Genomic DNA, 13,211 nt, shown 5'->3' on the forward strand with positions numbered 1-13,211 from the left:
CCGGCGGGTTGCCCTTGTTCAGGGTGAGCGATGATGGAGGGGTTCCGCCTCCGTTTTCTCCCCTGATCCCTCCAAGGGTTTCCCCGGAAAGGCCCCTTATGGCACCGCGCATCCTGCTGGCCCGGCATGGACAGACGCAGTGGTCGCTGTCCGGGAAGCACACCGGCAGGACCGACGTGCCTCTTCTGGAGGAGGGCCGACGGGGCGCCAAGCTGCTCGGGGAGCGGCTGCACCGGGCGCCGTTCGACGGCTTGAGGGACGTCGAGATACGCACCAGCCCGCTGGCACGCGCGCGTGAGACGTGCGAACTCGCCGGCTTCGGTGAGCGGGCCACGACCTGGGACACCCTCATGGAATGGCACTACGGCGCCTACGAGGGTCTGACGCCCGCCGAGATCCAGGCGGTCCGGCCCGGCTGGCTCATCTGGCGCGACGGCGTCCCCGAGGGCGAGAGCCTCGCCGAGGTGGCCGCCCGCGCGGACGAGGTCGTCGGCTGGGCGCGTTCGGCCGACCGGGATGTGCTGGTCTTCGCCCACGGGCACATCCTCCGCTCCATAGGGGCACGCTGGCTGGGTCTGCCGCTGGACTTCGCGGCCCGTATCCGTCTGAACCCGACGTCGCTGTCGGTCCTGGGCTGGGCCTACGGCGAACCGGCGATCGAGAGCTGGAACGACCTCGGGCACCTCGCGTAGGCCAGGCCCTGACTGTCCGGGCGGTGACGCGAGGGCGGTTCGAGGGAGCCGGGGTTCACACCGTTCGCGGGGTCGAGGCGTGTCGCTCCAGGAACGTCGAGACGCCCGTCGCCCGCCGGTGCGGCAGCAGGACCCGCGCCGTTCCGGCCAGCATCGTCTGGATGCGGGACGACTGGACCTGGTCCAGCAGGTCCAGGACGCGCATCCCGGCCACCGCCGCCTCGTCGGGGCGGCCCCCGCGCGCGAGGTCGTCCGCCAGCTCGGCCGTGTACAGCGCGATGTTGCGGGTGAAGTGCGGGTCCTGGAGTTCCGCGGCCCGTCCCGCGTGCCGGGCCGCGCGCGGCCAGTCGCCCAGCGTCGACCAGCACTGCGCCTTGAGTCCCTCCAGCTCGGCCGCGCCGTAGAAGCTCATCCACTCGGGGTCGTCGTCGCAGGGGCCGCGGTCGTAGAGGGCCTGGGCGCGGACGAGGGCCTGCTCGCAGCCGGTGCGGTCGGCGAGCCCCGCCCAGCCGCCCGCCTCGCGCAGCGCGAGCAGCGACATCAGACGGGGCGAGCCCAGCGGCCGGGCGACGCGTTGGGCGGCCTGGGCGGCGCGGACGGCCTCGCGGGGGCGGCCCGCGTCCCGGGCGAGGAACGCGGTGTTGCAGAAGGCGTGCGCCTCCAGCGCCTGGTCACCGGTCATCCGGGCGGTGGCGAGGGCTTCCGCGTAGTGCGAGCGTGCGTCGTCGAACCGGCCCGAGTCGTGGGCCAGCCAGCCCACGGAGATGGCGAGCTCCCCGGCCCCGGAGTGGAGCCGGTCGGCGGTGGTCTGCCGGGTCGTCCCGGCGTCCAGCAGCGCGTAGGCGGCGCGCAGGGGAGCGGCCGCGCGCCGGTAGAGGCCGTCGGCCCCGTGCCGGTCGTCCAGCAGCCGGATCCGGCGGACCGCTTCTTCGAGGGCGCCTGCCTCGCTCGTCCCCGCGCGGCGCACGGGCCGTGCCGCCGCCGACGCGTCGGGGGCGAGCCCCAGGGGGCCCAGTGTGGCGGCGGCCATGGTGGCGCCTCCGCCGGTCATGAATGCGCGACGCAGCACGTCGCTCTCCTCGTCGTTGTGGTGCGTGTCGTACGGGTCCTGCGTGTCATACGGCTCGTGCGCCCTGCCCGTCTCACCCGTGTTCCGCCCGTCACTCGTGGTGCGCTCCGGTCTTGTGGTGTGCGTGGAGGGCGCGTCCTCGGTGATGCGCGCCCCCCGTCCGCGAACGGACGAGCGGGGGGCGAACCCCAGATCGGTCAGCGTGCGGCCGGGGAACATGTGCAGGAACACCCGTTCGTACGCGTAGTTGGGGCAGCGGATCTCCCCCGCCTCGACCCGCCCGATGTAGCGCGCGTCGCAGCTGACCCGCTCGCCGATCTCGCGTGCGGCCCGCCGTACGAGCGCGGCGAACTCGGCCGGCGAGCGCCGTCCGCGCACCTGCCGGAAGGCGAGGTTGGGCCGGGCCGGCCGGTCGGGCCGAGGTGGGGGCACCGTTGACGACGCCATGGCCGGGTCCTCTCGTGCGAACCGTCGAACCATGCCGGAATCGGGGTGAGTTGTCCGTGTGGCACCCTTGTTCCCGGCGGGCAAGAACGTACCTGCTGTGCTCGGGCCGCCATGCGCTGTTTGGCTACAAACCGGATATCTCATCCGTGATCTGCCATGAACTGCCATCCTTTGCGGCGGACTTCCGCCGTAGCCCTTGACGCCGTGCCGCGTTGAGCTTTGCGGACTACAGGCGGGCTGCGCGGTGGAGGCCGGGATGGAGACCAGCCAGAGCAACGATCCTTGTGTGCCGTCGGGGGCGGCGTGCGACCTAGTGACGGTGCCGACCCGGCAGGGGCTGGAGGCCGTCGACATCCTGCGGAGGGCGGCGGCCGGGGACGGGGTGGGGCCCGTCCTGCACGACGACGGCGGCGGCACCCTCGGCTTCGTGGTGCCGGCCGGGACAGCGGCGGCCTGGGACATGCCGGGCAGCACCTGCACACAGACCGACGGCCGCGGACTGAGACTCGCCCCCGAGCCCCCGGTCAAGGGCTCGGACTGGCTGGTGCCCCCCGGCGAGGCAGACCTCGCGACGGACCCGGCGGTGCTGCGGCGGGCGTTGGGCGAGGCAGCCCGAATGATCGAAGCAGCAGACAGCTGCCGCTGAGCCGCAGCCCGTCACCGCCGCCCCCACGGCCCGGCTCGGTGCCGGCACCCGTCACACCGACCCCGCAGCCCGTCGGCGCTGGAGCCGCAGCCAGTCGGCGCTGAGACCGCAGGCCGTCGGTGCCGGAGCCTCAGCCAGTCGGCGCCGGAGCCTGTCACACCGACCCCGCAGCCCGTCGGTGCCGGAGCCGCAGCCAGTCGGCGCTGAGACCGCAGCCCGTCGGTGCTGCACCAGCAGGTTGCGGGTGCCGGAACCCCAGGTCGTCGGTGCTGCACCAGCAGGTTGCGGGCGCCGGAACGCCAGGGCGTCGCTGCTGGATCCGTAGGGCGTTGTCGCCGGTGTCGGGGGTGGTTCGGCTGGGCGCGCGGGGGGCGTTCGGGGGCTGCGAAAATGTTGTCATGGGAAAGTCCAGGAACACCCGGCGTGAGCGGGACGCCGAAGCCGCTGTCGTCGAGACCGTCGACGGCGGACTCGCCCAGCTCATACCCGACCGGGACCGGGCGCGGGCCTGGACGCTGCTCATCGACGGAGCCCCCCAGTCGCACGTCGACCTGGACGACCCCGCGCACCTCTCCTTCGAGTACCAGCGCCGCCTCGGTCACGTCATCGACCTCACCGCACCGCCCGGCAAGCCCCTGCACGCCGTGCACCTCGGCGGCGGCGCGTTCACCCTCGCCCGGTACGTCGCCGCCACCCGTCCCCGCTCCACCCAGCAGGTCGTCGAACGGGACGCTGCCCTCGTCCAACTGGTGCGCCGGGAGCTGCCGTTGGACCCGGGGGCGCGGATCAGGGTCAGGTCCGTCGATGCGCGCGAAGGGCTCGCCAAGGTGCCGGACGGCTGGGCCGACCTCGTCATAGCCGATGTGTTCAGCGGCGCCCGCACCCCCGCCCACCTCACCTCGACCGAGTTCCTCGACGAGGTCCGCAGGGCGCTGAAGCCCGGTGGGCGCTACGCCGCCAACCTCGCCGACGGCCCGCCGCTCGCCCACCTGCGCGGTCAGATCGCCACCGCCGCCGCCCGCTTCCCGGAACTCGCGCTGGTCGCCGACCCGACCGTGCTGCGGGGCAAACGGTTCGGCAACGCCGTCCTCGTCGCCTCCGACCTGCCCCTGCCGATCGCCGAACTGACCCGCCGGGCCGCCTCCGACCCGCACCCCGGGCGGGTCGAGCACGGCCGCGCCCTCATCGACTTCACCGGCGGTGCGGCGCCGGTCGCGGACGCGTCGGCGGTGGCGTCCCCGGCCCCGCCGCCGTCGGTGTTCCGCTAGCGGAACAAGGGACCAGCGGGGTCCGGAGGCAGGTCAGAAGGCCAACCCCCGTGACAGCAACGGCAGATGCCGCTCGTACAGCTCCGCCAGGTCCTCCTTGCCGTCGCCGTCCACCCAGTGCCGTACGAGGGCGGTGAACACGCCGATGATGGCGGCGGCCGCGCACTTGATCTCCAGGTCGTAGGCGTCGCGGCCGGTGCGTTCGGCGATGATCTCGGCGATGGCGCGCTCGCTGCGCTCCTGCTCGGCGACGTTGCGGGCGCGGAGCGCGGGGTCGGTGAAGGTGAGGCGGGTGCGCAGCAGGAGGTCCTCGCGGTCCTGCTGGAGCATCGCGCCCAGGGGGCCTCGCAGGGAGGCGAGGAGCGCGTCCACGAGCGGCTCGTCGGCGGGGCGCTCGCGCAGGGCCGTGGCGAGGGCGGGGTCGTACTCGTCCTGGACGACCACGTCCTCCTTGGCGGGGAAGTACCGGAAGAAGGTGCTGGGCGAGACCTCCGCCGCGTCCGCGATCTGGTCGACCGTGGTCGCCTCGTAGCCCTGCTCGGTGAAGAGGCGGTAGGCCTCGCGGCGGATCCGCGCGCGGGTCTGCAGTTTCTTGCGTTCACGCAGGCCGAGGGCGGGGGCGGCGGAGGTCTCGTGCGGTGTCATGCGACCGATTCTGCGGGTTCGGAAGCGGTGGGGGCCACTGTGCGGGAGCAGCCCCGGGCCACCGTCCGCGAGCAGGTGGTGCGGCCCGGCAGGAAGACGGCGGCCAGGACGGCGCCCAGCAGGGCGATCGCCCCACAGGCCAGCAGGACCAGGTTCATGCCGTGGACGAACGCGCCGTGTGCGGAGGCCGTGAGCGCCGCGTCGTGCAGGCGGGCGGCGACCGCGTCCGCTCCCGAGACGGAGTCGCGGGCCGTGTCCGCCGCCTGCGCCGGGAGGCCGTCGGTGTGCAGGCGGGCCAGGTAGCCGTAGCCGAGCAGGCTGCCGAGGCCGGCCACGCCCAGGACCGAGCCGAGTTGCTGCACGGTCTCCAGGAGGCTGGTGCCCGACCCGGTGTTCTCGCTGGGCAGGGCAGTCATCACCAGGCTGGTGGCCGGGACGACGGCCAGTCCGAAGCCGAGGCCGGTGAGGCCGAGCCACAGGGCGGCGAACCCGTAGCCGTCGGCGGGGGCGGTCGTGGCGCCGAGCAGGCTGCCCGCGGCCAGGAGCGCGAGGCCCAGGGCGATCACCGTCCGGGCGCCGAGCCGCGGGACGACCGCCTCGCTCGCCGCGGCGGCCGCCATCAGGCCGCCGATCAGCGGGAGCACGCGCAGGCCGGTGCCGAAGGCGTCGGCGCCGAGGACGCCCTGGAGGTACTGGGGGACGACGAACAGGATGCCCATCACCGCGAAGTTGACGAAGACGGCGATCAGCGTGCCCCACAGGAAGCGGCGGTCGGCGAACAGCCTCAGGTCGACGATGGGGTGCGGGGTGCGGTGCTCGCGCGCGACGAAGGCGGTGAGCAGGGCGGCCGCGGCGGTGAGGGAGGCGAGGACGGTCGGCGCCGACCAGCCGTCGCGCGGGATCAGGATGGTGCCGTAGACGAGGGCGGTGATGCCGAGGCCGCCGAGTGCGGCGCCGAGGATGTCGAAGGGGGCGGCGACGGGGGCGGTGATGGGGGCGTCGACGGGAGCCTCGATGGTGGTTTTCGTTGATTTCGACTTGTCACGGGGGAGCAGCCAGAGGCCCGCGGCGACGGCGAGGGCGGCGACGGGTGCGTTGAAGAGGAAGACGGACCCCCACCAGAAGTGGTCGAGGAGCCAGCCGCCGACCACGGGGCCGACCGGCATGCCGAGCGCGGTGGCGGCCGTCCAGACGGCGATCGCCCGGGGCAGCTCCTCCTTGGCGAACACGCGCGGCAGGATCGCCATCGACAGCGGCATGATCGCGGCGGCCCCGAGGCCGAGGACGGCTCGGGCGGCGATGACCTGCGCGGGGGTGGTGGCGAGCGCGCCGCCGAGCGAGGCGAGTCCGAACAGTGTGATGCCGGACAGCAGCAGCCGCTTGTGGCCGTACCGGTCGCCGAGCAGCCCGACGGGGAGCATCGCGACCGACAGGGCGAGCAGGTAGCCGCCGCCGATCCACTGCAACTGGGCGCTGTCGGCGTGCAGTTCGCCGGCCATGGTCGGCAGGGCGACGTTGATGACGGTGCCGTCGAGGCCGACGATCAGCACGCTCAGGGTGAGCGCGGCGAGGGCGAGCCAGCGGCGGGGTGAGGTGGACAGGGCGGACAGGGCGGTGCGTTCGGACATGGGGACCTCCCCTGAGGAAGCAGCTTGATGAGAGGCTACTGCCAAATGGGAGTTGACTGTCAATATTTAGTTGGCTTCCACTTTTTCCGGCTCGGTGCGAGGCCTAGTACGTCCCGATCTCCACCCTCGGCGGCCCGTCGTGCCAGGTGCAGAACACGGACACCCGGTCCGCGCCCGAGGTGAACTCCACCCGGATCCAGGTCTCGGTCTTCCAGGTCTGCATGGACCAGCCGGGCCCGGGCGTCGCGGAGACGAGCGACGCGGACGTCCTGCCGAGTTCGAAGACCACCCGGCCGCCGTCGGTGTCATAGCCCCTGACCTTGTCGGACGCGGTGGATGAAGGGCTGGAGGAGGGCGCTGTCGAAGGCGTCGGCGTAGCTGACGTGATCGCCGTCGATGACGGGGTCGGCGTCGACGACGGGGACGGGGGCCGGGTCGGGGAAGGGCGGCCGGGCGCCGAGGGCAGCGGCCGCGACTCCTGCGTGGTCGCCTCGCCCACGGCGAGCGGGAGAGCACGCGGAGGGTCGTAGGCCGTGCCCGCCAGCACCGTGTGGACACCCCACCACGACAGCGTGACCGCCGCGCCGGTGGCGAACAACCAGGCGAGTACGTGTACCAGTCCCCTGCGCATAGCGGGCCATCCTGCCTCACCCACCCCATGGGTGTCGCACGGACAGGTCACCGGTTGTCCACAGAGCGGCAGTTGTCCACAGGCCCCGACCGCGCTCGACCGCATGGCGTACGGTGCCGCGCATGGCAAGTGTGCTCGTGGTCGAGGACGACCAGTTCGTACGCTCGGCGCTCATCCGGCAGCTGACCGACGCCTCGCATACAGTGCGCAGCGTCGGCACGGCGCTGGAGGCGCTGCGCGAGGTCGCCCATTTCCGCTTCGACGTGGTCGTCCTCGACCTCGGACTGCCCGATCTGGACGGCTCCGAGGCCCTGAAGATGCTGCGCGGCATCACGGACGTACCGGTCATCATCGCCACCGCGCGCGACGACGAGACGGAGATCGTCCGGCTGCTCAACGCGGGCGCGGACGACTATCTGACGAAGCCGTTCTCGGTGGAGCACCTGTCGGCCCGGATGGCGGCGGTGCTGCGCCGGGCCCGGCCCGGCGCCGGGGAGCCCCCGCCCTCCGTCGTCCTGCGCGTCGGCGGTCTGACCGTCGACCCGCTGCGCCGCCAGGCCGAGTTGGACGGCGTGCGGCTCGACCTCACCCGCCGCGAGTTCGACCTGCTGGCCTTCCTCGCCGGCCGGCCGGGGGTCGTGGTCCCGCGCCGGGAGCTGCTGGCCGAGGTGTGGCAGCAGTCCTACGGCGACGACCAGACCATCGACGTCCATCTGTCCTGGCTGCGCCGCAAACTGGGCGAGACGGCGGCCCGGCCGCGCTATCTGCACACCCTGCGGGGCGTCGGCGTGAAGCTCGAACCGCCGACGGAAGCGGGGCCGGCGTTGTGAGGTGGGCTCTGGTCAAGGTCTGTCTGGCGGTCACCACGATGGTCGTGGTCGCCTTCGCGGTCCCGCTCGGCCTCGTCATCAAGGAGATGGCCCGCGACCGCGCGTTCTCCAACGCGGAGCGGGAGGCCGCGGTCGTGGTCCCGGCGCTGTCCATCACGACCGACCGAGACCAGTTGGAGCGGGTCGTCGCATCGGCCGGTTCCGACGACGGCATGGCCGTGCACATACCGGCGAGCGCCGGCCGCGCCGCCGTCGACCTCGGCCGACAGCGCGCCGCCGACCCCGACATCGCCGCCGTACGGAGACTGGGCCGTGTCTCGACCGCCGAGGTCCCCGGGGGTTCCGCGCTGCTCCAGCCCGTCGCGCTGGGCCTGGGGACGGCGGTGATCGAGGTGTACGTCCCCGAGTCCGAGGTGAGCAACGGCGTCGGCACGGCCTGGGCGGTGCTCGCGGCGGTCGGGGTCGCGCTGGTCGTCGGCTCGCTGGCGGTCGCCGACCGGCTGGGCGTACGGATGGTGCAGCCGGCGCGGCGACTGGTCGAGGGCGCACACGAGTTGGGCGAGGGCAGGCTGGGGGCGAGGGTCCCGGAGGAGGGTCCGAACGAACTGCGCCTGGCCGCAGTGGCGTTCAACGCGATGGCCGACCAGGTGGTCCAACTGCTGGCGAACGAACGAGAGTTGGCGGCCGACCTGTCGCACCGTCTGCGCACTCCGCTCACCGTGCTCCGCCTCAACGCGGCCTCCCTCGGCGACTCCCCGGCCGCCGAGCAGACGAGGACGGCGGTCGCCCAGTTGGAGCGTGAGGTGGACGCCGTCATCCGTACGGCGCGGGAGGCGAAACCGCAGACCACGGCCCTCGGCCCGGGCGCCGGCTGTGACGCGGCGGAGGTGGTCCGGGAGCGGATGGCGTTCTGGTCGGCGCTCGCCGAGGACGAGGGCCGCAAGGTGCGCACGGCCGGCGTCGACCGCCCGGTCCGCATCCCCGTGGCCCGCACCGACCTGGCCGCCGCCCTGGACGCCCTCCTCGGCAACGTCTTCCGGCACACCCCGGAGGGCACGGCCTTCGCGGTCGACGTCCACAACGGCGAGGACGCGGTGATCGTCCTGGTCTCGGACGCCGGCCCCGGCATACCCGACCCCGAGACGGCGATGGCCCGCGGCCGTGGCTCGGGCGCCGCCGGCTCGACCGGTCTCGGCCTGGACATAGTCCGCAGACTCGCCGAGTCGACAGGCGGCGACGTCCGCATCGGCTCATCGGTGCTGGGCGGCACGGAGATACGCGTCTGGATCCAACTGGGCGGGCGGGAGCCGGTGCGCAGAGGCCACCGGGGGGCTGTGCGAAGGCGGAGACGGACGGCCCTCGGGCACTCGTGAGGCATTCGCCGACGACCCGAATTGGTCTCGACCTTTAACCACCGCCGATGCCTTCCTTAAGCGCGCCGTAAGTTCGCCAACGCCCGTCCCTATCAGGCACTTTGCCCGCTTCGGGATCGCTAGCGTGCTGCCGCACCCCACGCCCGGAAGCCTCCGGGAGTCCGGGAATCTCCGTGAGCAGCGAAGGCAGGCACGTGATGACGCGTATGCATCGGCGCAAGGCCAGTGGCAGGAACAGGGTCATCGGAGGTGCGGTCGCCGCGGCCGTCGTGGGCGGCGGCGTCGTCCTGGTCACCGGTACCGCGCAGGCGGCCGGGGTCGGGGCCGCGTACACCAGGACCAGCGACTGGTCGACGGGTTACACCGCGCAGTACGTCGTCACCAACAACAGCGGCCGGGCGAAGGCGGATTGGAAGCTGGAGTTCGATCTGCCGTCCGGGACGAAGCTGAGCTCCCTGTGGAACGGGGTGTCGAGCGTCAGCGGGCAGCACGTCACGGTGTCGTCGCCCGCGTGGGACACCGACGGGCTCGCCGCCGGGGAGTCCGTCACCGTCGGCTTCGTCGTCAACGGCAGCGGGGATCCGGCCGGTTGTCTCGTCGACGGGGCCAAGTGCTCGGCCGACGAGGGGGCCACGCCCCGGCCCAGTGGACGACCGACGCAGTCCACACCCCCCACCTCCGCCCCGCCCCAGACCTCCGCCCCCTCCCGGACCCCTGCCCCCTCCCGACCGGCCGACCCTTCCACGAGCACGAGCACGAGCCCCGGCGCAGGGAGCGCCGCCTCCGCCAGGTTCGCCCCCTACGTCGACACCTCCCTCTACCCCGCCTTCGACCTCCTCGCGAGCGCGGGCGCGACCGGTGTGAAGGAGTACACCCTCGCCTTCGTCACCGACGGCGGCGGCTGTACGCCGAAGTGGGGCGGGGTGACCGACCTCGGGAGCGACGGGGTGGCCGCGCAGATCGGGGCGCTCAGGGCGAAGGGCGGCGACGTCCGGGTCTCCTTCGGCGGAGCCTCCGGCGCCGAGCTCGCCACCACCTGCTCTTCGGCGGACGCGCTGGCGACGGCGTACGGGAAGGCGGTGGACCGGTTCGAGCTCACCAAGGTCGACTTCGATGTCGAGGGCGGTGCGCTGCCGAACACGGCCGCGAACACCCGCCGCGCCCAGGCGATCGCCAAGCTCCAGCAGCAGCACCCGGGCCTCGATGTCTCCTTCACGCTCCCCGTCATGCCCGAGGGGCTGACCCAGGACGGCGTGAGTTTGCTCTCCAATGCCAAGGCCAACGGTGTGAAGGCGGCCACTGTCAACGTCATGGCCATGGATTACGGTCCGGCCTACAGCGGTGACATGGGTACGTACGCCGAGCAGGCCGCCACCGCTACTCAGGCCCAGGTGAAGAGTGTGTTCGGGCTCAGTGGCAGCGCTGCCTGGAAGGCGGTCGCGGTCACGCCGATGATCGGTGTGAACGACGTCACGTCCGAGGTCTTCAAGGTCGAGGACGCCTCCCAGCTCGTCGCGTTCGCGAAGTCGAAGGGTCTCGGCCGGCTGTCGATGTGGTCGGCGACCCGCGACAAGCAGTGCCCGGGCGGGGCCAAGAACTACGCCGACGCCACCTGCAGTTCGATCCTCCAGGCCGACTCCGCGTTCTCGAAGGCCTTCGCCGCCCTCAAATGATCAAGAAAGTGATCAAGGAGGCGGTGAAGGAAGTGATCAAGGAAGGTGGGGCATGTGTGAGCAATAGGTGATCAAGGTGTGTCGATCACGTTTCGACAAATGAAGCCAGCGGCTCTTGACGCACGACCGGACATAAGGCTGTTATTGCGCCACCCCGTGTTCGGTCAAGTTGATTTCTGGTCGATTGAGATCAACTTTCAGCCAATACTTCGTGGCCGAACCTCGCGTCAGGAGCCGTTCATGCACCACCTCACCCCTTCCGGCCGCCTCTCCCTCCCCTCGCTGCCCTCGGCGAGTCGCCGCTCGGTGCTGCGCGGCATGGGCGCCGCAGCCGCCCTGGGCGCCGGCATACCCCTGCTGTCCGCCTGCGGCGGCAGCGGCACGGCGACCGACTCGAAGACGGTCACCCTCGGTTCCAACGCCTCCGACGCCGTCCCGAAGCAGGCGTTCGCGGAGATCTACGCGGCGTTCAAGAAGCAGTCCGGGATCACGGTCGACGTGAACACCAAGGACCACAACACGTTCCAGGAGCAGATCAACTCCTACCTCCAGGGCACCCCGGACGACGTGTTCAACTGGTTCGCCGGCTACCGCATGCAGTTCTTCGCGGCCAAGAAGCTCGCCACCCCCATCGACGACGTGTGGCAGAGCATCGGCGGCAACTTCCCCGACGCGATGAAGGCGCTCAGCAAGGGCGAGGACGGCAAGTACTACTTCGTGCCGCTGTACACGTACCCCTGGGCGCTCTTCTACCGGAAGAGCGTGTTCCAGCAGCACGGGTACACCGTGCCCACCACCTGGGACCAGCTGGTCGCGCTGTGCAAGCAGATGAAGAAGGACGGGCTCGTCCCGATCGCCTTCGGCGACAAGGACGCCTGGCCCGCGCTCGGCACCTTCGACCAGATCAACTTCCGCACCAACGGCTACGACTTCCACGTCGAGCTGATGGCGGGCAAGGCCGCCTGGACCGACGCCAAGGTCCGCAAGACCTTCGACCACTGGGCCGAGATCCTCCCCTACCACCAGGACGGCGCCGTCGGCCGCACCTGGCAGGACGCCGCCCAGACCCTCGTCTCCAAGAAGGCCGGCATGTACCTGCTGGGCACCTTTGTGGCGCAGCAGTTCACGAACAAGGCCGACGCCGACGACCTGGACTTCTTCGCCTTCCCGGAGATCGACCCGACGTACGGCCAGGAGACGGTCGAGGCGCCCACCGACGGCTTCATGCTCTCCAAGGCCCCGAAGAACAAGGCGGCCGCCGTCAAGCTGCTCGAGTTCCTGGGCACCCCGGCCGCCGAGGCGATCTACCTCAAGGCCGACCCGAGCGTGGTGGCCGCCTCCTCCAAGGCCGACACCTCCTCGTACTCCGCGTTGCAGCAGAAGGCGTACGCGATGATCAGCGGCGCGAAGCACCTGACGCAGTTCATGGACCGCGACAGCCGGCCCGACTTCACCTCCACGGTGATGCAGCCCGCGCTGCAGAAGTTCGTCCGCGACCCCAAGGGCATCGACAGCCTGCTGACCTCGATCGAGCGTCAGAAGAAGACGATCTTCGCCTCCGGCTGAGACAGCTGAGACGGCCGAGATGGCCGAGACAGCTGAGACTGCCGGAACGGCTGAGACCGCCGAGACGGCCGAGACCCTTCTGCTGAGCGGATGAGCACCGACACCATGACCGTGGACACCACGAAGACCCCGGAGGCGGCAGCCGTGCCGCCTCCGGGCACCGCATCCCCGAAGAAGCGGGTTGTGCAGGGCCACCGGCGCCTGCTGACCCGCCGCGACCGGCTCACGCTGGGCCTGATGGCCGGCGTGCCGACGATCCTGCACGTGGCCCTGGTCTGGGTCACCGCCCTGGCCTCGATCGCGCTGGCCTTCACCACCTGGGACGGCATCGGCTTCGACTCGATCAAGTGGGTGGGGCTGGACAACTTCAAGGAGCTGTTCACCAACAACCCGCAGTTCTGGCCCGCCGTCGAGCACAACGTCATCTGGTTCGTCGTGCTCATCCTGATCCCGACCCCGCTGGGCCTGTTCCTCGCGATCCAGCTGGACAAGAAGATCCGGTTCAGCCGCGTCTACCAGACGGCCTTCTTCCTGCCGGTCGTCGTGTCGCTGGCGGTCACCGGCTTCGTCTGGCAGCTCGTCTACAACCCCGACACCGGCCTGATCAACAGCATCATCGGGGCGAACAAGCCCGGCCACTACATCGACTGGATCGGCGACCCGCACCTGAACCTGTGGGCCGTCCTGGTCGCCGCCTGCTGGCGGCACACCGGCTACATGATGATCCTCTACCTGGCCGGCCT

The 13,211-nt window shown here is 71.5% G+C and carries 12 protein-coding genes; 8 read left to right on the forward strand and 4 right to left on the reverse strand.

The window, feature by feature from the left end:
* The first annotated feature begins 98 nt into the window (after positions 1-98).
* The gene (locus ACIBAF_RS36980; protein ID WP_399468996.1) at positions 99-692 is read left to right on the forward strand and encodes a histidine phosphatase family protein; all 594 of its coding nucleotides are present in this window, start codon (positions 99-101) and stop codon (positions 690-692) included.
* 55 nt (positions 693-747) lie between these two features.
* On the opposite strand, the gene ACIBAF_RS36985 is transcribed toward ACIBAF_RS36980, so the two are convergent.
* A complete protein-coding gene (locus ACIBAF_RS36985) occupies positions 748-2,208 on the reverse strand; it encodes a hypothetical protein (RefSeq protein ID WP_399468998.1) in 1,461 nt (486 codons plus the stop codon).
* A 256-nt stretch (positions 2,209-2,464) separates the two neighbouring features.
* Between ACIBAF_RS36985 and ACIBAF_RS36990 the strand changes: the two genes are divergently transcribed.
* Complete coding sequence (locus ACIBAF_RS36990; protein ID WP_399469000.1) at positions 2,465-2,854, forward strand: hypothetical protein; 390 nt, start codon at positions 2,465-2,467, stop codon at positions 2,852-2,854.
* A 398-nt stretch (positions 2,855-3,252) separates the two neighbouring features.
* Positions 3,253-4,122 carry a spermidine synthase gene (locus tag ACIBAF_RS36995; protein WP_399469002.1) on the forward strand — a complete coding sequence of 290 codons (870 nt, stop codon included), beginning with the start codon at positions 3,253-3,255 and terminating at the stop codon, positions 4,120-4,122.
* 33 nt (positions 4,123-4,155) lie between these two features.
* Here ACIBAF_RS36995 and ACIBAF_RS37000 read toward each other — a convergent pair whose 3' ends face one another.
* The 3 genes from ACIBAF_RS37000 to ACIBAF_RS37010 form a co-directional block, all read right to left on the reverse strand.
* A complete protein-coding gene (locus tag ACIBAF_RS37000) occupies positions 4,156-4,767 on the reverse strand; it encodes a TetR family transcriptional regulator (RefSeq protein ID WP_399469004.1) in 612 nt (203 codons plus the stop codon).
* Positions 4,764-6,395 (reverse strand): MFS transporter, encoded by a 1,632-nt coding sequence (locus ACIBAF_RS37005; protein WP_399469006.1) that lies wholly within the window; start codon positions 6,393-6,395, stop codon positions 4,764-4,766. Before ACIBAF_RS37005 ends, ACIBAF_RS37000 begins: the two co-directional genes overlap by 4 nt.
* Before the next feature lie 103 nt (positions 6,396-6,498).
* The gene (locus ACIBAF_RS37010; RefSeq protein ID WP_399469008.1) at positions 6,499-7,026 is read right to left on the reverse strand and encodes a hypothetical protein; all 528 of its coding nucleotides are present in this window, start codon (positions 7,024-7,026) and stop codon (positions 6,499-6,501) included.
* A 122-nt stretch (positions 7,027-7,148) separates the two neighbouring features.
* Between ACIBAF_RS37010 and ACIBAF_RS37015 the strand changes: the two genes are divergently transcribed.
* The 5 genes from ACIBAF_RS37015 to ACIBAF_RS37035 all read left to right on the forward strand — a co-directional run.
* Complete coding sequence (locus ACIBAF_RS37015) at positions 7,149-7,856, forward strand: response regulator transcription factor (RefSeq protein ID WP_399469010.1); 708 nt, start codon at positions 7,149-7,151, stop codon at positions 7,854-7,856.
* Positions 7,853-9,229, forward strand: coding sequence for an ATP-binding protein (locus ACIBAF_RS37020; protein ID WP_399469012.1), 1,377 nt, complete (start codon positions 7,853-7,855; stop codon positions 9,227-9,229). The genes ACIBAF_RS37015 and ACIBAF_RS37020 overlap by 4 nt, the downstream gene beginning before the upstream one ends.
* Positions 9,230-9,426: 197 nt before the next feature.
* Positions 9,427-10,902 carry a cellulose binding domain-containing protein gene (locus ACIBAF_RS37025; RefSeq protein ID WP_399469014.1) on the forward strand — a complete coding sequence of 492 codons (1,476 nt, stop codon included), beginning with the start codon at positions 9,427-9,429 and terminating at the stop codon, positions 10,900-10,902.
* A gap of 240 nt (positions 10,903-11,142) precedes the next feature.
* Complete coding sequence (locus ACIBAF_RS37030) at positions 11,143-12,468, forward strand: ABC transporter substrate-binding protein (RefSeq protein ID WP_399469016.1); 1,326 nt, start codon at positions 11,143-11,145, stop codon at positions 12,466-12,468.
* A 105-nt stretch (positions 12,469-12,573) separates the two neighbouring features.
* A partial coding sequence (locus ACIBAF_RS37035) for a carbohydrate ABC transporter permease (RefSeq protein WP_399469024.1) occupies positions 12,574-13,211 on the forward strand: 638 nt, incomplete at its 3' end.

Origin of the sequence: Streptomyces sp. NPDC051677 (genome assembly GCF_044453465.1) — a bacterium.
Classification (GTDB): Bacteria; Actinomycetota; Actinomycetes; order Streptomycetales; family Streptomycetaceae; genus Streptomyces.

What these genes read in the sequence shown, in the direction of transcription:
- ACIBAF_RS36980 (WP_399468996.1), top strand. Translation starts at nt 99, where the DNA reads ATGGCACCGCGCATCCTGCTGGCCCGGCATGGACAGACGCAGTGGTCG.
- ACIBAF_RS36985 (WP_399468998.1), bottom strand. Translation starts at nt 2,208, where the DNA reads ATGGCGTCGTCAACGGTGCCCCCACCTCGGCCCGACCGGCCGGCCCGG.
- ACIBAF_RS36990 (WP_399469000.1), top strand. Translation starts at nt 2,465, where the DNA reads ATGGAGACCAGCCAGAGCAACGATCCTTGTGTGCCGTCGGGGGCGGCG.
- ACIBAF_RS36995 (WP_399469002.1), top strand. Translation starts at nt 3,253, where the DNA reads ATGGGAAAGTCCAGGAACACCCGGCGTGAGCGGGACGCCGAAGCCGCT.
- ACIBAF_RS37000 (WP_399469004.1), bottom strand. Translation starts at nt 4,767, where the DNA reads ATGACACCGCACGAGACCTCCGCCGCCCCCGCCCTCGGCCTGCGTGAA.
- ACIBAF_RS37005 (WP_399469006.1), bottom strand. Translation starts at nt 6,395, where the DNA reads ATGTCCGAACGCACCGCCCTGTCCGCCCTGTCCACCTCACCCCGCCGC.
- ACIBAF_RS37010 (WP_399469008.1), bottom strand. Translation starts at nt 7,026, where the DNA reads ATGCGCAGGGGACTGGTACACGTACTCGCCTGGTTGTTCGCCACCGGC.
- ACIBAF_RS37015 (WP_399469010.1), top strand. Translation starts at nt 7,149, where the DNA reads ATGGCAAGTGTGCTCGTGGTCGAGGACGACCAGTTCGTACGCTCGGCG.
- ACIBAF_RS37025 (WP_399469014.1), top strand. Translation starts at nt 9,427, where the DNA reads ATGACGCGTATGCATCGGCGCAAGGCCAGTGGCAGGAACAGGGTCATC.
- ACIBAF_RS37030 (WP_399469016.1), top strand. Translation starts at nt 11,143, where the DNA reads ATGCACCACCTCACCCCTTCCGGCCGCCTCTCCCTCCCCTCGCTGCCC.